General features: G+C 67.4%; 20 protein-coding genes. 10 read left to right on the top strand and 10 right to left on the bottom strand.

What is annotated here, in order from left to right; all coding sequences use genetic code 11:
- Nucleotides 1-20: 20 nt before the first annotated feature.
- Nucleotides 21-374 carry a DsrE family protein gene (locus MUN73_RS22365; RefSeq protein ID WP_250142733.1) on the bottom strand — a complete coding sequence of 118 codons (354 nt, stop codon included), beginning with the start codon at nt 372-374 and terminating at the stop codon, nt 21-23.
- 122 nt (nt 375-496) lie between these two features.
- Between MUN73_RS22365 and hutH the strand changes: the two genes are divergently transcribed.
- Nucleotides 497-2116, top strand: a complete 1620-nt coding sequence (gene hutH, locus MUN73_RS22370; protein ID WP_250142734.1) for a histidine ammonia-lyase — start codon at nt 497-499, stop codon at nt 2114-2116.
- A 250-nt stretch (nt 2117-2366) separates the two neighbouring features.
- Here hutH and MUN73_RS22375 read toward each other — a convergent pair whose 3' ends face one another.
- From MUN73_RS22375 to MUN73_RS22385, 3 genes are all read right to left on the bottom strand, one after another.
- Complete coding sequence (locus MUN73_RS22375) at nt 2367-4442, bottom strand: bacterio-opsin activator domain-containing protein (RefSeq protein ID WP_250142735.1); 2076 nt, start codon at nt 4440-4442, stop codon at nt 2367-2369.
- 227 nt (nt 4443-4669) lie between these two features.
- Nucleotides 4670-4921 (bottom strand): MTH865 family protein, encoded by a 252-nt coding sequence (locus MUN73_RS22380; RefSeq protein ID WP_250142736.1) that lies wholly within the window; start codon nt 4919-4921, stop codon nt 4670-4672.
- A gap of 243 nt (nt 4922-5164) precedes the next feature.
- Nucleotides 5165-5836, bottom strand: coding sequence for a hypothetical protein (locus MUN73_RS22385; protein ID WP_321575783.1), 672 nt, complete (start codon nt 5834-5836; stop codon nt 5165-5167).
- Between the two features lie 177 nt (nt 5837-6013).
- On the opposite strand from MUN73_RS22385, the gene MUN73_RS22390 reads away from it, so the two are divergent.
- Entirely contained in the window at nt 6014-6403 is a 390-nt protein-coding gene (locus MUN73_RS22390) for a CopG family transcriptional regulator (protein ID WP_250142737.1), read from the top strand.
- A gap of 10 nt (nt 6404-6413) precedes the next feature.
- Here the strand turns inward: MUN73_RS22390 and MUN73_RS22395 are convergent, their stop codons facing one another.
- The 3 genes from MUN73_RS22395 to MUN73_RS22405 form a co-directional block, all read right to left on the bottom strand.
- Nucleotides 6414-8042 (bottom strand): cobyric acid synthase, encoded by a 1629-nt coding sequence (locus tag MUN73_RS22395; protein WP_250142738.1) that lies wholly within the window; start codon nt 8040-8042, stop codon nt 6414-6416.
- A gap of 95 nt (nt 8043-8137) precedes the next feature.
- A complete protein-coding gene (locus MUN73_RS22400) occupies nt 8138-9583 on the bottom strand; it encodes a hypothetical protein (protein WP_250142739.1) in 1446 nt (481 codons plus the stop codon).
- Nucleotides 9580-10326, bottom strand: a complete 747-nt coding sequence (locus MUN73_RS22405) for an ABC transporter ATP-binding protein (RefSeq protein ID WP_250142740.1) — start codon at nt 10324-10326, stop codon at nt 9580-9582. The genes MUN73_RS22400 and MUN73_RS22405 overlap by 4 nt, the downstream gene beginning before the upstream one ends.
- A gap of 168 nt (nt 10327-10494) precedes the next feature.
- On the opposite strand from MUN73_RS22405, the gene MUN73_RS22410 reads away from it, so the two are divergent.
- Nucleotides 10495-10785, top strand: a complete 291-nt coding sequence (locus tag MUN73_RS22410) for a UPF0175 family protein (RefSeq protein ID WP_250142741.1) — start codon at nt 10495-10497, stop codon at nt 10783-10785.
- 3 nt (nt 10786-10788) lie between these two features.
- A complete protein-coding gene (locus tag MUN73_RS22415; protein WP_265339350.1) occupies nt 10789-11301 on the top strand; it encodes a PIN domain-containing protein in 513 nt (170 codons plus the stop codon).
- 49 nt (nt 11302-11350) lie between these two features.
- On the opposite strand, the gene MUN73_RS22420 is transcribed toward MUN73_RS22415, so the two are convergent.
- Complete coding sequence (locus MUN73_RS22420; RefSeq protein WP_250142743.1) at nt 11351-12040, bottom strand: cob(I)yrinic acid a,c-diamide adenosyltransferase; 690 nt, start codon at nt 12038-12040, stop codon at nt 11351-11353.
- Nucleotides 12041-12165: 125 nt separating this feature from the next.
- Between MUN73_RS22420 and MUN73_RS22425 the strand changes: the two genes are divergently transcribed.
- From MUN73_RS22425 to msrA, 3 genes are all read left to right on the top strand, one after another.
- Nucleotides 12166-12528, top strand: a complete 363-nt coding sequence (locus MUN73_RS22425; protein WP_250142744.1) for a winged helix-turn-helix domain-containing protein — start codon at nt 12166-12168, stop codon at nt 12526-12528.
- A gap of 348 nt (nt 12529-12876) precedes the next feature.
- Nucleotides 12877-13161 (top strand): hypothetical protein, encoded by a 285-nt coding sequence (locus MUN73_RS22430; RefSeq protein ID WP_250142745.1) that lies wholly within the window; start codon nt 12877-12879, stop codon nt 13159-13161.
- Nucleotides 13162-13285: 124 nt separating this feature from the next.
- Complete coding sequence (gene msrA / locus MUN73_RS22435) at nt 13286-13816, top strand: peptide-methionine (S)-S-oxide reductase MsrA (RefSeq protein WP_250142746.1); 531 nt, start codon at nt 13286-13288, stop codon at nt 13814-13816.
- A gap of 18 nt (nt 13817-13834) precedes the next feature.
- Here msrA and MUN73_RS22440 read toward each other — a convergent pair whose 3' ends face one another.
- Both MUN73_RS22440 and MUN73_RS22445 read right to left on the bottom strand, forming a co-directional pair.
- Complete coding sequence (locus MUN73_RS22440) at nt 13835-14497, bottom strand: 2,5-diamino-6-(ribosylamino)-4(3H)-pyrimidinone 5'-phosphate reductase (protein ID WP_250142747.1); 663 nt, start codon at nt 14495-14497, stop codon at nt 13835-13837.
- Between the two features lie 95 nt (nt 14498-14592).
- Entirely contained in the window at nt 14593-15447 is an 855-nt protein-coding gene (locus tag MUN73_RS22445; RefSeq protein WP_250142748.1) for an alpha/beta fold hydrolase, read from the bottom strand.
- Between the two features lie 116 nt (nt 15448-15563).
- Between MUN73_RS22445 and MUN73_RS22450 the strand changes: the two genes are divergently transcribed.
- Genes MUN73_RS22450 through MUN73_RS22460 form a run of 3 tightly spaced genes read left to right on the top strand, consistent with a single transcriptional unit; the run spans nt 15564 to nt 19524 of the window.
- On the top strand, nt 15564-16838 hold the full coding sequence (locus tag MUN73_RS22450) for a Single-stranded DNA binding protein (protein WP_382181865.1): 1275 nt from the start codon (nt 15564-15566) through the stop codon (nt 16836-16838).
- Complete coding sequence (locus MUN73_RS22455) at nt 16835-18718, top strand: hypothetical protein (RefSeq protein ID WP_250142749.1); 1884 nt, start codon at nt 16835-16837, stop codon at nt 18716-18718. Before MUN73_RS22450 ends, MUN73_RS22455 begins: the two co-directional genes overlap by 4 nt.
- A 5-nt stretch (nt 18719-18723) precedes the next feature.
- A complete protein-coding gene (locus MUN73_RS22460; RefSeq protein ID WP_250142750.1) occupies nt 18724-19524 on the top strand; it encodes a metallophosphoesterase in 801 nt (266 codons plus the stop codon).
- Nucleotides 19525-19625: the final 101 nt, after the last annotated feature.

Genomic DNA, 19625 nt, shown 5'->3' on the forward strand with positions numbered 1-19625 from the left:
AACGACTCGATTACGGCCGGCTAAAACGTGATGATCTCGTAGCCGTCGCCGACGAGCGATCGGACGCTCGGGTGACCCTCGAACTGGTCGATCGGGGCGGCCTCGCTGGCTTCGACCTCGTCCTCGACGCCGTAGGCGCCGGCACAGTAGTCACAGACCTGCGCGTGGTCGGCGACCGTCGCGTACAGCGCGTGGTAGTCGTGGTCCTCGTCCTCGAGTTCGCCGACCCACTGGGTTCCGGCCCCGTCGAAGATCAACTGGACGTCGTCGCCCGCCTCGTCGAATTCCTTGACGACCTGGAGGGCGTTGACGACGCGACCGAGGTCGGACGGCGCTTCGGTACCTGCGAGCACGACGATTGCTGCGTCTGGCATGCGATCCCCACTTGGAAGACGGTCTGCATGTCCCTTCTGCGGTCGTGCGCGTGGGGGCCACGATCGATCGCGACGCCACCTGGGACGGGTAACGCGCCCGGGTCATCGCGAGGTGACGATCGATGACGACCGTCGAACTCGACGGCGAGAGCCTCACGCCGGACGACGTCGTCGCCGTCGCTCGCGACGACGCGACGGCCAGCGTCCCCGAGTCGGCCCGCGAGCGGGTGCGCGAGTCCCGCGAGCGAGTCGAATCGGTGATCGAGAGCGGCGACGCCGTCTACGGTCTCAACACCGGGTTCGGCGAACTGGTCGACGAACGAATCTCGCCGGAGGACCTCGAACGGTTGCAGGTCAACCTGCTCCGGAGCCACGCCGCCGGCGCGGGGCGGGAACTCGCGCGCGAGGAGGTCCGCGCGATGATGGTCGCCCGGATCAACGCCCTCGTGAAGGGCTACTCGGGCGTTCGCGAGCGGGTCGTCGACACGCTCGTGGCGATGTGCAACGAGGGCGTCCACCCCGTCGTCAAGTCCCGCGGGAGCCTCGGCGCCAGCGGCGACCTCGCCCCGCTCGCGCACATGTCGCTGGTGCTGATCGGCGAGGGCGAGGCGATCGTCGACGCCGAAAACCCGGGGGACGGCGACGGAACGACACACCGGATTTCCGGTGAAGAAGCGCTCGCGGCGATCGATCGCGACCCGCTCGAACTCGCGCCGAAGGAGGGGCTCGCGCTCATCAACGGCACGCAGTTGACGACCGGCCTCGCGGCCATGGTCGTCGTGGACGGCGAACGACTCGTCCGCGCCGCCGACGCCGCCGGTGCGCTGACGACCGAGACGACGCTGGCGACGACGGCGACGTCGGCCGCCGCGATTCAGGACGTGCGCCCGCACGCCGGCCAGCGCGAGAGCGCCGAACTGATCCGGCGGCTCACCGACGGGAGTGAAGTCGTCGAGGCCCACCGCAACTGCGATCGGGTCCAGGACGCCTACGCGCTCCGGTGTCTGCCGCAAGTCCACGGCGCGGTCCGGGACGCACTGGCGCACCTCCGTGCGGGCGTCGAGACCGAACTGAACAGCGCGACGGACAACCCGCTCGTCTTTCCCGCGGACGCGGTCGACGATCGCGCCTCCGGCACCGATCGCGGCGCGATCCTCTCGGGTGGCAACTTCCACGGCGCGCCGCTCGCCCTGCGACTGGAGTACGCCCGCCTCGCGCTGACCGACCTCGCCGCGATCGCGGAGCGCCGGATCGATCGACTCCTCAATCCGAACCTCCAGGAGGATCACCTCCCGCCGTTTCTTGCGTCCGACAGCGGCCTCGAATCGGGGTACATGATCGCCCAGTACACGGCCGCGGCGTTGCTCAACGAGATGCGATCGATCGGGGCCGCGTCGACGGACAACACGCCCGTCAGCGGGAACCAGGAGGACCACGTCAGCATGAGCGCACAGGCGGCGCTCAACGCCCGAACCGCCGTCGAGAACGCCCGGACGATCGTCGCCGCCGAACTCGTCTGCGGGACGGAGGCGGCCGAATACGTCGACGACGCCTTCGCGGCGGACGACCTCTCGCACGGCGCCGGCACGAGCGCGGTCCGGGACCTGGTCCGGGACGTCGTTCCCCCACTGACGACGGATCGGCCGATCCACACGGACCTCGAGGCGGTCGCGGCGCTGGTCGATGCTGGCTGTCTCGACGACGCGCTCGATCGGGCGCTCGCGGGGTTCGAACCGACGTGAGCCCGATCGAGACGGTCGTCGGTCCCGATCGGGGCGGTCGTGGATGACCGACGCCGATCGGACGGAACGTCGCCGAACTCGGCAGTGGGTAACGTTTTCCGTGTCGAGTTCGTAGCCCGCGGTGCCTTCGACCGGACGAAGGCCGTCCGACGGCGGGGACTCCATTCGAACACACACCACCTACCGTTCCCGCTCCCGTCGGACAAGCGATTTCTGGCGCTAGACCGCCGACGAGTCGTGCAACCGGCCGCTACTCGGTCCCGCTACCGTCCTCGAAGAACTCCCCGAGCACCGTCTTCAGTCCCTTCCGGAGGTGCTGGTGCATCGTCGGCGGCGAGACGTCCATCGCCTCGGCGATCTCCTCGCCGGTACTCTCGCGCGGCCAGTCGAAGAAGCCGCTGTAGTACGCCAGCCGCAACGTGGTCAACTGGCGATCGGTCAACTCGTCGAGGATGCGGGTCCGGCGCTCGGCGGCCGTCCGGACCGGTCGATCGACTTCCCGTCTGGCGACCAGATCGGTGTTCTCGTAGACGGCGGTCAGCGCCTCGGCGATCTCCCGGACGTCGGCGTCCCGTGAGACCTCGACCAGGATGGAGCCGACGCCGTCCTCGACCGTCACGTTCCGGATCGTCGCCCCGTGATTCGCGAGGGTCCGGACGCCCGAGCGGGACAGTCGGAGTTCGATCGTGCAGCGACGGGTCCCGTCGTGGATGAGTCGACACGATTCGACCGAGTCGTGATCGGTCGCCTCCTCGAGCACCGTCTGGCCGTCGAGTCCCTCGATGGTCACGAACTGGAACGAGCGGCCATCAGCCGTCGTCCCGGCCCACTCGAGCGAACAGGTGCAGTCGTACGACTCGGAGAGATCGAACGAGAGCGTGTCGCCGCCGTGGATGTGAAATTCGAGTTCGACGACGGTGTCCGCGAAGAGCAGCTGGCGGTTCTTGACCGCCTGGATGGCGAACCCGATCGTCTCGCCGAGCAGGCGGAACTCGGCCTGTTCGCGCTCGCTGAAGGCGTCGTCCCTGCTCGCGAGGACGGTGAGAACCCCGTAGGTCGCGTCCTCGTGACTGATTGGGACGGCGATCAGGGACGCCACGTTGTCCTCGGCCGCAGCCTCCCGAAGCGGGTCGGCGAGTTCGTCGGTCTCCGAGAGCCCGTTCGCCGTCTGTACGTCGCCGGTCACGAGCGCCCGCTGGACAGACGGCTGGCGATCGGCCGGGAGTTCGCGGGCCGTCTCGAGGACTGCGTTTGCACTCCCCGACCCGGTCCGGTAGGCGAGTTGCCGATCGGCGGTTCGTTCGGCGATCCACGAGCCACAGTACAGTTCCGAGTCGACGAGTTGATCGCAGACCTCGCGTTCGATCGCGTCCCGCGAGGGAGCCTCGACGAGCGTCTCGATCACCTCCCGGATCACCGCGTTGATCCGGTTGAGCGTCTCGAGTCGATCGCGCCGCGACTGCAGTTCGCGGACGCGACGGGCGCGCTCGGTAACGTCCTGTGCCAACCACAGGACCGCACCGGATTCCGAAATCTCGTCGACGATCGGAACGACCTGCGCTTCGTAACAGCGTCTCCCGTCGCTCGTATCGACGTCGTACTCGATCGACTGCGCTTCACCGGCGCGAATCGTCCGATCGATACACGACTGAAGTCGTGCGGCAGTGGGACTCGAAAACGCCTCGTCGACGTTCCTCCCGACGAGTTCGTCGCGAGACAGCGTACACAACTCGGAGGCCTGTCGACGGACGCTCACGTCGAGATAGGTTCCGTCCTCGTCGATGATGAAGGCCTCGTCCGGGAGTTCGTCGGCGAGACTGCGGAGAACGCGCCACTCGTCCGTCGATTCCGGTTCCACGTCGCTTTCCCGGTCGGCGTCGCGCTCCGATCGAATCGTCGCGACGATCCGATCGAGCGTCTCCGTGTCGCTCTCGGCTGGAACGTATTCGGTCGCGCCAGCCCGGAGTGCGGCGGTCGCCACCCGTTCAGACCCGTTTCGTGGCGCGACGATCGTCGGGGGTGACGGGGCCACCTCGTGGACGCGTTCGAGCGTGGTCCGGAGCGCCGCCGGCCGATCGATCGAGACGACGACGCCTGCTGGGTCGACGGAGGTCGCCGCCCCACCCTCACGGGACGGCGAGCGGTCGGTGGGATCCCGGTCGGGGTCGTCCGGGGGCGAATCGAGACGGGATTCGAAGTCGGCGTCGGGAGCCAGTGCAGTGACGGTCATCGACGTCTCGTCTCGAAGCGCCGACTCGAGTTGTCGCCGGCGCTCGTCCGATCCCGTAATCACGACGATCCAGTCGTCCCGGTTCGTTCCTGCCATAGAGTCCGCTCGATCGGGGGTCGACGCAGTGATTCGACGGTCCGCTGGCCCACCGATCCCAGCGGACTCGTGCTCTTTTACATTATCTATACTCAAAAATAAAAACCTGATGGTACGACCCGACGTTCGTCGCTCGCACCGCACAGCGACGCCCGTGCCCCGCTATCCGGGTTGCGAACGGCGGTCGAGTGACCCGGATCGCGGGTCCGCGACCGCAGAAGCGGGACCTAGATTTCGCCCTGTTCTTTCAGGTCCTCGATGATGTCGTCGACGAACGTCTCGGGGTCGTCGTACGGGAAGTCGCCGCCGGACGTCTTGGTGTTGAGTTCCATCGCGGTGATCGAGTAATCACCGGATTCGAACTTCGTCCCCGGCCCGTTCGGCAGTGCCGGAACGAGGTCCATCGGACTCGAGATGGGGTAGTCTGCGCCTTCGAACGCGTCGATCATCTGCTCGCGAAGTTCGGATTCGTCTGCCATTGCGTCTCACTGTTACGCCCGATAAATAATAAATTTGCAGGTAGTTGCGGTACCGTGCGCAGGTAGCCGGAGGGGGACGCTAAACGGCTACGAGGGCGTTATTCGTCATTTCGTCGACCAGTTCCGCCGATCGATCGCGTCGGCCGGTCTACCGGGACCCAGGCGGTCCACGAGACGGCGGGGCCGCGATGTCGGGCGTCTGCCCGCGAGCCATCGGCGCGGCCGCCGGTGGGCAGTGACGGGTCAGAGTCGTCGCATGAACTCGGGGAGGATTCCCCGTTCGGTCGACTCGCCGGCCGCGGTCGGTTCGGGGGCCGGACGATCGGCGTCGGCCCCCTCGCCGGACACGTCCGGTTCGTCGAACGACTCGGACCCGGTGTCGGACTCGTCCGCCGCCGTCGATCCAGTCCCGTCGTCCGCATCGGTGCTCTCGACGGCCGCCTCGAACGCCGCGGGCGAGTCCGGACCGAAGTAGTACGGCTCGGTCGGCCGCAGCGTCGCCAGCAACTGGAGGTTCCCGTACCCCGCCAGCACGAGGGCCGGAACGAAGAGGACCTCGATTCCGAACAGGGTCGGCCCGGCCGTCAGGATAACCAGGAAGGCCGACAGCGGCGAGTAGACGAAGTACGCCAGGACCCGGAACCAGTTGGCGACGTAGGCGTCGACGACGTAGGCGTACAGGCCGTACGCGCCGACGACCAGTCCCGCGTCGGCGTAGATCCCCACCAGCAACCCGACGTCGCCGGCGACGAGCGTGTGAACCTGGACCGCGATCGCCGCCGTCAGCACGGTTGCCCGGTTGACGTACGTCTCGTCGAGCGCCATCCCGAACACGAGCACCACAAGCTGTAACAGCGGCGCTGCGAGCCACCACGGGAGCATACTGAACAGGAGTCCGGAGACGGCCTCGTACACGACTACTCGTGTCTAGGACTGCAGGCGGGTCCCTTCAACGTTCGTTCCGTTTCGAGTCTCGATACGCGGGGCGACCGACGGACTGGACCCGAGTCACCGCCCTCGATCGGCGGTCGATTCGTGAACGGTACTACACCTCCGAAACAATAATGAGCTAGTAGCGTCAATTTCGGTGACATGGCGAAGGATACCGTCCGGTACCCGGACGACGTCGTCGAGCAGATCGACGCGCTCGTCGAAGACGGTATGTTCGAGAGCAAATCCGAGTTCTACCGGTTCTCCGCGGAGTACGTACTGACGCTGATCAACGCCGACCACGAGGTCAAGACGTTCAACTTCGACGAGATCAAGTCCGAACTCGACATCAGCGAAGAGGACCACGCGAAGGCGCTGGGTACCGACGGCGGCACCTTCTTCCTCGATGCCGTCATCACGGTCCGGAAACAGGGGCTCCGGGGCAACTACGAGGCCGCGGAACGGTTCATCGACACCCACTACGACGCGACCGACCAGGAGTGTATCATTCTCGAGGAACTGCTCGGGACCTACCGGGACGGCTCGACCTGAGAACGACGGGTTACCGGACCGGAAGCCCAAGCGCCGCGAGATCGACGTTCTCGCCCACGAGTGACGCGGCCCGATCGAACGGCGTTTCGCTCGCGCTTCTCCCGGCGGTGTCGCCGGCCCCGTCCGCCGGCCGATCGACCCCCGCTGACGCGGCGACGGCGTCGAGGAAGGCCTCCCGGACGGTCGCGTTGTCGAAGACGCCGTGGAGGTAGGTTCCGAGGACGGGTCCTACTGCGGCGCTGGAGTCGCCGAGCGGCCGATCGACGGGTTCGAGCGCCTCTGTGCGGCCCGCGTGGATCTCGTACCCCGAGGCGGTCCCGTCGGCACCGGCCAGGAGCGGGGTCGCCGATCCGTCGACGGGGACCGTCGTCTGCTCGAGGTGTTTGTCGCCCTCGAAGCGCGTCTCGACGGGCAGGAGGCCGAATCCCGCCACCGTGTCGTCTATTTCGGCACCACGGGCGTCGTCCGTCCCGGTACCGTCGGTTCCGTCCGTCCCGGTTCCGACGTCGCTCCCGGTGCCCTCGAGAGACGCGTTCGTGATCCGGTGACCCAGCATCTGGTAGCCGCCACAGAGGCCCACGATCGGCCCGTCGAACGCCGTGAGCGCGTCGTCGTACCCGGCCGCCCGGAGCGCGAGCAGGTCGTCGACGGTGTTTTTCGTCCCCGGGAGGACGACCGCGTCCGCGTTCGCGAGTCGATCGGTCGGATCGCCGCCATCGGGGTCGACCGGCACGTACGACACCGAGACGCCCGGTTCGGCCACGAGAGCCTCGATATCCGTCGCGTTCGAGATACGGGGCAGTCGCGGGACCGCGATCGTCACGCGGCGATCGGCTGGAACGCCGTCGTCGGCGCCGATCACGGCTCGCTCGTCGGTCGCGGGGAGTCCGACGCTGTCCTCTTCGGGCAGGCCGGGGTCGTCGTACGGGAGGACGCCGAGGATCGGGACGCCGGTCCGGGACTCGATCTCCGCGATCCCCGACTCGAGGAGCGACGGCTCCCCGCGGAACTTGGTGATGACCGCGCCGACGACCCGCTCCCGGACGTCGTCGGGAAGCAGTTCGATCGTCCCGTAGAGGCTGGCGAACGCGCCGCCGCGTTCGATGTCGACCAGCAGGAGGATCTCGGCGTCCGCGAACCGGGCCAGTTCGACGTTCGCGAGGTCCCGATCGTGGAGGTTGATCTCGGCGATGCTTCCCGCTCCCTCGGCGACGATCACGTCGTGGTCGGCCGCCAGCCGCCGGTAGGACGCTTCGGCCACCGCTCGCGCGTCGTCCCAGTACTCCTCGTAGTAGGTGCCGGGCGGGACGTGCTCGTGGGCCCGTCCCTGGACGACTAACTGGCTCTCCCCCTCGCCGCGGGGCTTGAGCAGGACCGGGTTGCAGTCGGTCGTCGGCGTCAGCCTCGCGGCACGGGCCTGGACGAACTGGGAGACGCCGATCTCGCCCCAGCGATCGACGGCGTCGTCCGACGCCACCGCGTCCGGGCGAACGACGACCCGGGCGTTGTTACTCATATTCTGTGCCTTGAACGGGGCGACCGAGACGCCCCGATCGGCCAGGAGACGACAGAGACCGGCGGCGACCGTCGACTTGCCGACGTGGCTGGCCGTGCCCGCGATCAGGATCGTCCGTGTCATCCGGGTGCACGCTACTCGTAGGTACGGGAGTATCGTCCTACCGGTTCGACGTTCGTGAGACGACACGCGGTACCGCCAGTATCCGGGGCCGATCCTCACCCCTGCCGATACCGCCGCTCCCAGCGCGGCCCCGCGCGACTCGAGAGTACCCATCCGATCGTCCCGACCCCGACCCCCGAGAGCGCGAGCGCGGCCCCGATCGGAAGCGTGGGTGGGACGAGCACGAACCCCACCACGAGCGTCGGGACGAGCGGGACGGCCACGCCGACGGTGAACAGTGAGAACCGGACGGCGTCGAACAGGAACTCGTTCGGATCGAAGCCGGCGAGAAAGACCGTGAGTCCGTAGTAGTACACCGCGTAGCCCGCGAGCAGGATCGCGCCGACGGCGGCGTCGACGATCGTTGCCTCGAACCAGACGACGGCTGCGAGGTAGGGACCGGCGACGGCCGGGCCGCCCACGAGGACGAACGCGACGCGTTTCGCCTGGAACACGTCCGCGACGGAGACGGGATAGGCGAGATACGATTCGACCGCGTCGAACTGGGTGAGCCAGTTGTACGTCGTGAACGCCGACAGGCCGAGCACGCCGCCGAAGAAGATCCCCGGCGCGGGTTCGACGCCGGTGATCGAGTCGACGACGCCGACCAGGGCGGCGACGAGCGCGAGCAGGATGCCGGCGGAGACGACCGGCTTCCAGACGCCGCCGGAGGACCGGGCCAGGTCGAGCAGGGTCTTCCTGACCAGCGGATCGGCCGTGAACGGGACCACGTCGCTCGTCCGTGCGAACCGGTCGCCGGCGGTGCGAGCGGGACGGCCGTACGTCGGATCGTACGCCGCGAGCGCGGCAGTCGCGACGACCAGCGTCTTGATGGCGAGCGCGCCGCCGATCGCCGGCGAACCGAGCGGCACGAGGACGGCCGAGATCACGCTGGTCTGGTCCGTAAGCCACGCCACGACTACCGCGCCGCCGATCGCGGCAACGATCGCCCACGCCGGAACGCCCCGAGTCCGGCAGGCGATCAGCGCGACAGTGACGGCCATCCCCGCGGCGAAGACGATCGAGAGGGACAGCCACAGCGCCAGGACGGAAAGCGGCGTCGCCGCGGTCAGTCCGAGCACCGGCCCGGCACCGATCGCCATCGGGAGGACGAACACGATGCCGTAGAAGAGCGCGTCTTTCAGCAGGAAGAGCGCGAGCAGGTGTCGCCGGCCGATCGGGAGCGTCGTCGACGACGAGAGGACGAGCGAGAGATCCCCGAAGACGTTCTCCAGCATGTCGGAGCCGACGAAGCCGGCCGTCCCGCTGTAGAGTCCGAACCCGAGCGCGAGGACGTGGAGGCCGGCCACGACAGTCGACCTGGCGGTTCCGTTCGCGAGAAGTGCGACACCGCCGAGTCCGGCCAGGACGGCGACCACGACCGGGAAGAACACGAACCGCCAGCCGCCGAACAGCCGGGTGTGGAGTCGCCACTCCTCCCGGGCGAGGATCCGGAAGAGCGTCCAGCTGGTCCGTCGCAGGGAGGGCGCCGATCGACTCATACTGCCGGACCCGCCGGGAGACCGCGAGCGTCCTCCTCGGTGACGCGATCCAGAAACAGCTCCAGCAGCGACGGCTCCGTGACGCCCTCGAGCGATCGCTCGGCGACGAGCTGGCCGTCGGCGACGATCCCGACGCGCGTACAGATCTCTTCGGCCACGTCGATGTCGTGCGTCGAGACGAAGACCGCGTTGTCCTCGGCCGCGTAGGCGACGAGAAACTCCTTGACCTGTTCCTGGACGAGCGGATCGAGGTTCGCGAGCGGTTCGTCGATGAAGACGACGTCGGGTTCGTGGACGAACGCCTGGGCGATCATCACCTTCTGTTGTTGCCCCCGCGAGAGGTCGGTGGTGAGCGTGTCGAGTTTGCTCCGGAAGCCGAGCCGTTCCGCCCACAGGTCCGTCCGTTCGGCCACGTGATCCGGGTCGAGGTCGCGGACCTCGCCGACGAATTCGAGGTACTCCCGTGGCGTGAGGAAACTCGGCGGCGACCCCTGTTCCGGAAGGATGCCGACCCGTCGGCGCGTTTCGATCGGTTCAGCCGCCGGATCGGTATCGAGCACCCGGACCTCCCCGGCGTCCGGTTCGATCTGGCCGGTCAGGATCCGGATCGTCGAGGTCTTTCCGGCCCCGTTCGGGCCGAGAAAACCGAACAGTTCGCCCCGCTCGATCGCGAACGACAGCCCGTTCAGCGCGTCCACGGAGCCGTAGGACTTCCGCAGCCCCGTCACGTTGACGACACCCATCAGTGACCGCGACTTTCGATCGATCTGTAATAACTGTGCTGGCGGCGAGGCTCCGATCGGCCCCGGGCCGGGATGGCTCCGATGGCGAGACCGAATCATCGGTGAGCGGGACTGTCGCTCTGGCGCGGATTCGAAACGTTTGTGTGCATTGTACGCATTGTATACGCCATGGGAACCATCTCCGCCCGCGTCCCGGACGACCTCGAGGCCGAACTCGAGGTCTATCTCGAGGAGGAAAACCTCGATCGGAGTACGGCCGTCCGGAAGCTGTTGATCGAAGGACTCGAAGAGTGGCGCATGGAGCGCGCACTCGACAAACTCGAGGCCGGTGAAATAACGTTCTCCCGGGCAGCCGAACTCGCGGACCTGTCGGTCTGGGAACTGGCACGACTCGCCGAGGACCGCAACGTGACCTGGGTCGACGGCGATCGTCTCGAGGACGACCTCGACGCGCTCTGAGCGATGTACGTATTCGACGCGACGCCGCTTATCTATCTCGCCACCGTCGATCGACTACCGATCATCGAGTCGCTCCGATCGGAGTGTGTGACTACGAATGCCGTCTACGAAGAGGTAGTTACGACGGGAATCGACGAAGGCCACGCAGACGCGAGACGGATCGAGCACGTCATCGAAAACGGGCTCCTGTCGGTCGAGGAAGTCGACCAAACCGTCCTCTTCGAACGGCTGCGGAAAAACGACCGTCTCAGCATCGCCGACGCCTCGGTCCTCGCCCTGGCCGACCAGCACGACGGAACGGCGATCGTCGACGAGCGCTACGGTCGGGCCGTCGCGAGCGCCGAGACCGTTCCCACCCGCGGGACGGCCTATATCGTGCTTCGACTGCATCGCGACGACATCCTCACCGCCGACGAGGCACAGGAGACGATCGACGAGATGGTCGACGCGGGCTGGTACTGCGCCCCCGACCTGTACGCGAAGATCAGTCGGAAGATCGACGAGCTATCCGAGTGACGCGCTATCTCGAGGTGGGCTGGATTGCGGTCAGCGGGGCATACGCCGATCAGAACTCCGTTCCCTGTCGCGCCCGCTGTCCGTCGTCGATCGGGTGTTTCACCTTGCGGACGTTCGTGATCAGGTCGGCCGCCGCCGAGAGGTAGTCGGGTTCGGTGTGGCTTCCCGAGAGGACGAGTTCCAGTCCGTCCGGTTTCGCGTCGATCAGGTCGAGCACGTCGGTTTCGCTGACGAGTCCTCGATCGGCGGCGTACAGCACCTCGTCGAGCACGAGCATGTGCATCCCCGCCTCCGGAGCGGCGTCGAGCGGGATCGGTTCGTCGAGGTCGGCCCCACGGGCCGCCGCGAGCAACTCCTGGGCGCGCTCGAGGCCGGCCTGGGCCTCCGCCTCGTGATCCGCCTCGTCGGTCCCGTCGGCCATCCCGTGCCAGCCGTAGTGGCCGAGGTTCTCGTAGCTGATCCCCGGCAGGGCCGCGATCGCGTTGTACTCGCCGCGGACGGCGTCGACGCTCGACGCGCCGCCTTTCATAAACTGGAGCAGATGCACGCGGTAGCCGTGCCCGGCCGCCCGCATCCCCAGGCCGAGCGTCGCCGTCGTCTTCCCCTTGCCGTCGCCCCACCACACCTGGACGAGGCCGAACTCCTCGGGTGCGGCCGCTTCGATCGGCTCCGCCTCGGGCGATCGCCCCCCGCCAGGCGTGTCGGCGATCGCCGATTCCGGTGGCTGGTCCTCGCTCATACGGAAGTCGTCGGACCCGTCGTATTTGTAGCTACGGCATCGACGACTGCCGCCCTAATCTATCCGTGCTACCATGCCACAATCAAACGGGTCTTTAGGCTTCGGTCCTAAGATGGTCGCGTCCGATGCCACTCGAGTTCTCTTCGGCCGACGAAGCACCTCCGTTCCGGGACGTCATCACCGTCCTGGACGACGAGGACTGTCGGACGATCATCTCCGTGCTCGACGAACCGATGACGGTGCCGGAGATTGCCGAGGCAGCGGATCTTCCCCTCTCGACGACCTATCGCAAACTCGATCGCCTGACCGAGGCACAACTCGCGAGCGAGACCACCGGCGTTCGACACGGTCGCCACCACAAGTCGCGGTACATCGTCGACTTCGATCGCATCTCGGTCGATCTCGACGACGAACTGGAGTTTCGCGTCGACATCGATCGCTCGAACCCCGCTCTCGGCCTCTGGTCCGACGTGAAACAGGAGTTCTGACGCTCCGGAGCACCCGTCGAATTCGGCGACACTCGATCGGATCCGTCGCGACCGAGGCCCCGTCCCGAGCGCTTCGATCGACGAATACCGAACGGGCCGACAGCCACACATCGTACACAGTGTAAACAGTGCAGACAGTTTGAACTGTGTATGCTACCCGGAGCGATCGCTCCCGGACCGGACTCGCACGACCGGATAGATGGACGTGGACCGCCGATCACCCGAACGAAGGCGGGTCAAACTCTGTACGTGTGATACCTCAAGTCATTCAGGAATTAGCGATAAATACTGACATTCCGGCAAATTACGAAGGCATTTTACCTACAATCGGGTGAAAATAGTTCGTACATGGTCGGCTCGAAATCCAACACGCTCCCAGATCGGCGAACCGTCCTCAAACTCATCGGTGGCGCCACAGTCGTCCCGCTACTGGCAGGCTGTGGCGGCCCGGGCGAAGACGGCGAGGAGACGGAAGACGGTGACGGCGACGAGGAAAACGAAACGGAGGATAACGAAACAGAAGCCAACGAAACGGAGGACAACGAGACTGAAGCCAACGAAACCGAGGATAACGAAACCGAGGATAACGAAACCGAGGACAACGAAACGGAAGACAACGAAACCGACGAGTAGCGATCGGAGACCCCGTCGTCTGCGCTCCCGGACGCGATCGGTCGGGAGAGTGCAGCGACGGACCACGACCTTTCGGAAGCCGATTCACGGTACATACATACGGTACGGTCCCCTATCGGATCGTATGAGCGAGAGCGCGACGTTCGGCGGCGGTTGCTTCTGGTGTATCGAGGCGGCGTTCAAGGAACTCGACGGCGTCGAGTCCGTCACGTCCGGCTACGCCGGTGGCCACAGCGACGATCCATCCTACCGGGAGGTCTGTTCCGGGACGACCGGCCACGCCGAGGTCGTCCGCGTGACCTACGATCCGGCGGCGATCGGGTACGACGACCTTCTCGAAGTGTTCTTCGCGGTTCACGACCCGACACAGCTCAACCGGCAGGGTCCCGACGTCGGCACCCAGTACCGATCGATCGTGCTCTACGAGTCGGATGCCCAGCGCGAACAGGCCGAGGCGTACATCGAGGCGCTCGACGAGGAGTACGACGACGACGTCGTCACCGAACTGGAACCGCTGGAGACCTTCTACCGTGCCGAGGAGAAACACCAGGACTACTTCGAGAAGAACCCGCAGGACGCCTACTGCCGGATGCACGCCGCGCCGAAAGTCGAGAAAGTCCGCGAGAAGTTCGACGCGAAACTCGAACAGGCCTGACCGGGTTTCCCGCCGGCGCTACGCTTCTACCCGCCACGTCAGCAACGCACCGTCGTCGAGTCGATCGACCGACTCGAGTTCGAGCGTGGGGAACTCCTCGACGAACCCCTCGCCGTCGGCCAGGGTCGGCGCGTCGCGACCGCCGATCACCGTCGGCCCGACGAACGTCCGGAGTTCGTCGACCAGACCGGCCGCGAACAGCGAGAAGATGAGTTCGCCGCCGCCCTCGACCATGATCCGATCGAGCCCCTGCTCCTCCAGCGCGGCGAACGCCCGCAGGAGGTCGACCCGATCGTCCCCCGCAGTGACCAGCGTCGCGTGATCGGCGAGGTCCGCGCGTCGGTCGACCGGGGCGGCCTCTGTCACGCAGACGTAGGTGGATGCCGCGTCGTCCAGGATCGCGGCGTCTGGCGGCGTTCGCGCGGTCGAGTCGACGACGACGCGGGCCGGGTTGGCCGATCGGTCCGCCTCGCGGCGCTCCGTCCGCAGCGTGTCGTCTTTCACGGTCAGGTGTGGGTCGTCGGCGAGAACGGTGCCGACGCCGACGACGACGGCGTCGCTGTCGGCCCGGAGTCGATCGACGCGAGCGAAGTCCTCGTCGCCGCTGATGGCGATCTGTTCCCGGCGACGCGAGGAGAGTTTGCCGTCCGCGCTCGTGGCGGCGTTGACGACGACGTGCATACCCACGCTGCGTGAGCGGACCTAAAGAAGACACCGAGGTCGGAGCGGCGTCGGGGACCGCGATCGCAGCCGGGCCGTCCGGGACGCGATCGACGTCAGGGACCGATCCGTCGATACCCCCCGTCCCACGAGGCGATCGCGGTTCGATTGGACGACGTCTCAGCGTCCGTCCCGCGGACGAACCACGGGACGATCACGTCGGCCAGTCGATCGTGGGCCGTGTCGTAGTCGAGACCGCTCGGCTCGTCGCCCGGTTGGCCCCGGTAGCTCCCGAACTGGGAGTGATTCAGCGGGAGTTCCCGGACCGTCGCGTCCGCGGGGAGATTCCCGCGGTTCGCATCGTACGCGTCGCGGTCGAGGACCGTATCCGCGCTCCCGGTCACGCTCAAAACGTCGAGGTCGGTTCCCGAGACGTCCCTGTCGCAGTACGACGCGAAGAGGACGACGCCGTCGACGCTCGCTGGGTTGGCCGCCGCGTACCGGCAGGCCATCGCGCCGCCCAGCGAGTGGCCGCCGACGTACCAGGTCTCGATCGACGATTCCGAGACGTACCTCGAGGCTGCACCACGATCGAGGACGGCGAGGTTCAGCGGCATCTTCGGAACGACGACGGTCACGTCGGCTTCGCTGGCGAGCGGCGCGAGCGAGGTGAGGTAGGCGTCCGGGTGGACGCGCCCGCCCGGATAGAAGACGAGGCCGACCGCCGGATCGCTCCCTGCCGTCGAACCGTCTTCGGTCGCCATATCGTCCGACGTCGGTTCGAGGACGTAGGTCCCACCCCGCTGCGTGACCGTCACGTCCGGATTCTCCTGCACGCTCGCGATACTGGCGTCCGTTCCGTGATACGGCGTTCCGAGGTAGAACACCGCGCCCGCGACGACGACGATCCCGAGGGCGACGAGCCAGACGACCAGTCGCTTGGCCTGGCTCCGGAGGCGATCACGATCCATTGACGGGCGTTCGCACCACCCGGACAAAGGTCCTTGTCAGACGCGTCCACGGATCTCCGCTTCACTTCCGCCGCGCTGCGGGAACGCTTTTTAAGCCCCCGGACGAATTCCCGGTGATGGAACTCGATGATCATGCCGAGGATCTCGCCTCCGACCTCGGTGTCGACAAAGAGGAGGTCAAAGCAGACCTGCAGAACCTGGTGGAGTACAGCGTCCCGATCGACGAGGCCAAAGGGAGCCTGCGCCGGAAGTACGGCGACGGGGACGGCGGCGGGAGCGCCACGCCGTCCGCGAAAGACGTCGGCGAGATCACGCCCGACGACAGCAACGTGACCGTCACCGGCGTCGTCCTCACTGCAGGCGAGCGATCGATCCGCTACCAGGGCGACGACCACGTCATCGTCGAGGGGCGACTCGCCGACGAGACGGGCGTCATCGACTACACCGCGTGGGAGGACTTCGGCCTCTCGCCGGGCGATACGATCACCGCGGGCAACGCCGGCGTCCGCGAGTGGGACGGCGATCCGGAACTCAACCTCGGCGAAAGCACGTCGCTGTCGTTCGTCGAGGAGTCGATCGACGTCCCCTACGAGATTGGCGGCGACGCACAACTGGCCGACCTCCAGACGGGTGATCGCGCCGTGACCGTCGAGGTCGACGTCGTCGAGTGCGAGCGCCGGACGATCGACGGCCGGGACGGCGAGACGGAGATTTTGAGCGGCGTCTTCGGCGACGAGAGCGGCCGCCTCCCGTTCACGAACTGGGATCCGGCACCGGCGATCGAGGAGGGCGGCTCCGTCCGCATCGAGAACACCTACGTCCAGGAGTTCCGCGGGGTCCCCGAGGTCAACGTCTCGGAGTTCTCGACCGTCTCCCCGATCGATCGCGAGATCGAGGTCGGGGCGGACGCGACGACGATGGCGATCGGCGAGGCCGTCCGGACCGGCGGCATCTACGACGTCGAGCTCGTCGGGAACGTGCTCGCGGTTCGTGACGGGTCCGGGCTGATCCAGCGCTGTCCGGAGTGTTACCGCGTCATCCAGAAGGGGCAGTGTCGCACCCACGGCGACGTCGACGGCGTCGACGACCTGCGCGTGAAGGCGATCTTGGACGACGGGACCGGCACGGTCACCGTCGTCCTCGACGACGAGTTGACCGAGCAGGTCTACGACGGCACCCTGGAGGACGCCCTCGAACAGGCCCGCGAGGCGATGGACCAGGAGGTCGTCGCGGACACGATCCGCGAGCGCATCGTCGGCCGCGAGTACCGCGTCCGCGGGCATCTCTCGGTCGACGAGTACGGTGCGAATCTCGACGCCGAGCGCTTCGAAGAGAGCGACGACGATCCGGCCGCCCGTGCGACGGCCTTCCTCGAGGAGGTGGACGCATGAGCGCGAGCAACGACGGCGACGAGGAGATTCCGGGCCGCGAGATCGCCTACCGCGTCTTCGCGGCGGAGTACGACGACGCCGACCTGTCCTACGCCGAGAGCGACGAGGAGCGAGCGCCGAACTACGTGATCACCCCGACCGGGGCGCGTCTCAACCGCCTGTTCGCCGTCGGGACGCTCACCGAGGTGACGTCGGTCAACGACGAGATGGTTCGGGCCCGGGTCGTCGACCCGACCGGCGCGTTCGTCGTCTACGCCGGACAGTACCAGCCCGACGCGCTGGCCACCCTCGAACGACTCGATCCGCCGGCGTTCGTCGCCGTGACGGGGAAGGCACGGACCTTCCAGCCGGAGGACTCCGACCGGGTCTACACCTCGATCCGACCCGAAACCATCGCGACGATCGACGCGGACACCCGCGATCGCTGGGTCGTCAGCACCGCCGAACGGACCCTCGATCGCGTCGGCACCTACGCCGCCGCGGCGCAGAGCGACGCCAGCCGCGATGCCCTCGAACGCTCCCTCGAGCAGGCCGGCGTGGAGAACGGACTCGCGTCCGGCCTCCCGATCGCGCTGGATCACTACGGAACCACGGCCGACTACCTCGGGGCCCTGCGCGACCGCACACTCGAGGCCGTCGAGGTCGTCGCGGACGAGCGAGAGCAGGTCAGACCACTCGATCTCGGCCCCCAGGGAACGAGCGCCGACGGCGAGGCCTCGTTCGCCGACCTCCCGTCGCTCACCGAGGTCGACCTCTCGGCGATCGACTCGATCGAGGCCGACGCGGCCGACGCCGACGAAGCGATCGCGGCTGCGGGAGCCGGGACCGGGACGGCGAGCGAGAGCGAATCGGCCGAAACGGACGACGTCGGAACCGGTTCCGCCGCCGGGACCGCGAGTGCGCGGGTGGAATCGGACGAGAGCACCGGGACCGTCGACGCGAGCACAGCCGCCGAGTCCGACGCCGACGACGAGGCGGCGGTGACGGCGAGCACGTCGGGGGCGACCGTCGAGTCGGAAGACGGTGCGGCGGAGATGGAGACGGATACGAGTACGGAGTCGGACGCGACCGCCGGGTCGGGTACGACTACGGAGTCGGACGCAACCGCTGAATCGGATACGCCCGCCGAGTCGGACGCAACCGCTGAATCGGATACGCCCGCCGAGTCGGACGCGCCCGTGGAGACGGAGTCGGACGCCGAATCCGACGAACTCGGTGACTTCGACGCGGGCGGTTCGACCGCAAAGGAGGGCGAAATCGGCGCCGAATCGGACGGTGACGACGAGGCGATCGGTGTCGACGACGACGACCTCGGGGACTTCGACGCCAGCGACGCCGGCGACGGCATGTACGAGATGGACGAGGAGGAACGCGAGCAGATCGAGGAGGAGTTCGGCACCGAGTTCACGACGGGAGCGGACGTCGAGGATCCCGGCGATTCGGATATCGACGTCCCCGCGACCGACGAGGTTGCAGACGACGCCGACCAGAGCGAATCCGGTGAAGCAGCGGCCGAGGACGCCGCGACGATGGACGACGATTCCGACGACACCGCGGTCGCGACCGACGAGACTGCTGACGTGGCCGACGAGACTGACGAAGACCTAGTCGAGAGCGCGGACGACGCGGACGACGCGGACGAGGACACGGACACCGACGAAGACGCGGACGAATCCGCCGAAGACGTCGATCTCGAGGATTACGTCGTCGACACTATGACGGAACTGGACGACGGTGACGGTGCCGATCGGACGACCCTCGTCGAGACGGTCGCCGACGAGACCGGCGCCGACGAGAGCGATGTCGAGGACGCCATCCAGGACGCGCTGATGGGCGGCCAGTGTTACGAACCCGACGACGAGACGCTGAAGCCGATCTGACGGCGATGGCAGACGATTCGCGGCGATCGACGCCGGCCCACGTCGAGCCCGTTCCCGGAGAGCCGGCCGCGACTGCGACGATCGCGGGGGAGCGAACCCTGCTGGTCGCCGACTACCACGCCGGCTACGAGGCCGGCCTTCGCTACGAACGCGGCGTCGACGTGCCGAGCCACGCGCCCGATCGACGCGAGCGGTTGCTGGAACTCGTCGAGCGACTCGCCCCGTCGCGACTCGTCGTCCTCGGCGATCTCATGCACTCGATCGGCGACCCGGGCGGTGCCGAACGCGGCGAACTCGAGGTCCTGTTCGAACGCCTCCCGGACGCGATCGACGTCACCGTAGTGAAGGGGAACCACGACGGCGGGATCGAGGACTGGCTCGGGGACGCGACCGTCGTTCCGGGCGAGGGGATCGCGCTAGGTGACGTCGGAATCTGTCACGGCCACACCTGGCCCGCCCCGGCGGTCCTCGAGTGCGGGGTCGTCTGTATCGGTCACGAGCACCCCTGCGTGCGCCTCGAGGACGAGATCGGCGGCAGCCGCGTCGAGCGGGCGTGGCTCCGCGGGCGACTCGATCCGCCCGTCTTCAACGATCGATCGGCCTACGACGGCCTGTCGTGGCTCGCGGAGAACGGCCCGGAACCGCCGCGGCTGGTGGTCGTGCCCGCGTTCAACGACCTCGTCGGCGGCACGTGGATCAACGTCTCCGGGCAGTCCTTTCTCGCGCCGTTTCTCCCGGACGGCCTGGCCGACGGCGAGGCCTACCTGCTCGACGGAACGCGTCTCGGACCGTACCGATCGGTCTGACGGCCGGCCCGAACTGGGGCCGATCGCGGGCGCGAACCCACTGTCTGGGAATCGAGGGCAGGCATTAGAGGCGTCGCGTTCGATCGTCGACCACACAGCCG

Source organism: Halosolutus amylolyticus (assembly GCF_023566055.1).
Taxonomy (GTDB): Archaea; Halobacteriota; Halobacteria; order Halobacteriales; family Natrialbaceae; genus Halosolutus; species Halosolutus amylolyticus.

What these genes read in the sequence shown, in the direction of transcription:
- MUN73_RS22365 (WP_250142733.1), bottom strand. Translation starts at nt 374, where the DNA reads ATGCCAGACGCAGCAATCGTCGTGCTCGCAGGTACCGAAGCGCCGTCC.
- hutH (WP_250142734.1), top strand. Translation starts at nt 497, where the DNA reads ATGACGACCGTCGAACTCGACGGCGAGAGCCTCACGCCGGACGACGTC.
- MUN73_RS22375 (WP_250142735.1), bottom strand. Translation starts at nt 4,442, where the DNA reads ATGGCAGGAACGAACCGGGACGACTGGATCGTCGTGATTACGGGATCG.
- MUN73_RS22380 (WP_250142736.1), bottom strand. Translation starts at nt 4,921, where the DNA reads ATGGCAGACGAATCCGAACTTCGCGAGCAGATGATCGACGCGTTCGAA.
- MUN73_RS22390 (WP_250142737.1), top strand. Translation starts at nt 6,014, where the DNA reads ATGGCGAAGGATACCGTCCGGTACCCGGACGACGTCGTCGAGCAGATC.
- MUN73_RS22395 (WP_250142738.1), bottom strand. Translation starts at nt 8,042, where the DNA reads ATGACACGGACGATCCTGATCGCGGGCACGGCCAGCCACGTCGGCAAG.
- MUN73_RS22400 (WP_250142739.1), bottom strand. Translation starts at nt 9,583, where the DNA reads ATGAGTCGATCGGCGCCCTCCCTGCGACGGACCAGCTGGACGCTCTTC.
- MUN73_RS22405 (WP_250142740.1), bottom strand. Translation starts at nt 10,326, where the DNA reads ATGGGTGTCGTCAACGTGACGGGGCTGCGGAAGTCCTACGGCTCCGTG.
- MUN73_RS22410 (WP_250142741.1), top strand. Translation starts at nt 10,495, where the DNA reads ATGGGAACCATCTCCGCCCGCGTCCCGGACGACCTCGAGGCCGAACTC.
- MUN73_RS22415 (WP_265339350.1), top strand. Translation starts at nt 10,789, where the DNA reads ATGTACGTATTCGACGCGACGCCGCTTATCTATCTCGCCACCGTCGAT.
- MUN73_RS22420 (WP_250142743.1), bottom strand. Translation starts at nt 12,040, where the DNA reads ATGAGCGAGGACCAGCCACCGGAATCGGCGATCGCCGACACGCCTGGC.
- MUN73_RS22425 (WP_250142744.1), top strand. Translation starts at nt 12,166, where the DNA reads ATGCCACTCGAGTTCTCTTCGGCCGACGAAGCACCTCCGTTCCGGGAC.
- MUN73_RS22430 (WP_250142745.1), top strand. Translation starts at nt 12,877, where the DNA reads ATGGTCGGCTCGAAATCCAACACGCTCCCAGATCGGCGAACCGTCCTC.
- msrA (WP_250142746.1), top strand. Translation starts at nt 13,286, where the DNA reads ATGAGCGAGAGCGCGACGTTCGGCGGCGGTTGCTTCTGGTGTATCGAG.
- MUN73_RS22440 (WP_250142747.1), bottom strand. Translation starts at nt 14,497, where the DNA reads ATGCACGTCGTCGTCAACGCCGCCACGAGCGCGGACGGCAAACTCTCC.
- MUN73_RS22445 (WP_250142748.1), bottom strand. Translation starts at nt 15,447, where the DNA reads ATGGATCGTGATCGCCTCCGGAGCCAGGCCAAGCGACTGGTCGTCTGG.
- MUN73_RS22450 (WP_382181865.1), top strand. Translation starts at nt 15,564, where the DNA reads ATGGAACTCGATGATCATGCCGAGGATCTCGCCTCCGACCTCGGTGTC.
- MUN73_RS22455 (WP_250142749.1), top strand. Translation starts at nt 16,835, where the DNA reads ATGAGCGCGAGCAACGACGGCGACGAGGAGATTCCGGGCCGCGAGATC.
- MUN73_RS22460 (WP_250142750.1), top strand. Translation starts at nt 18,724, where the DNA reads ATGGCAGACGATTCGCGGCGATCGACGCCGGCCCACGTCGAGCCCGTT.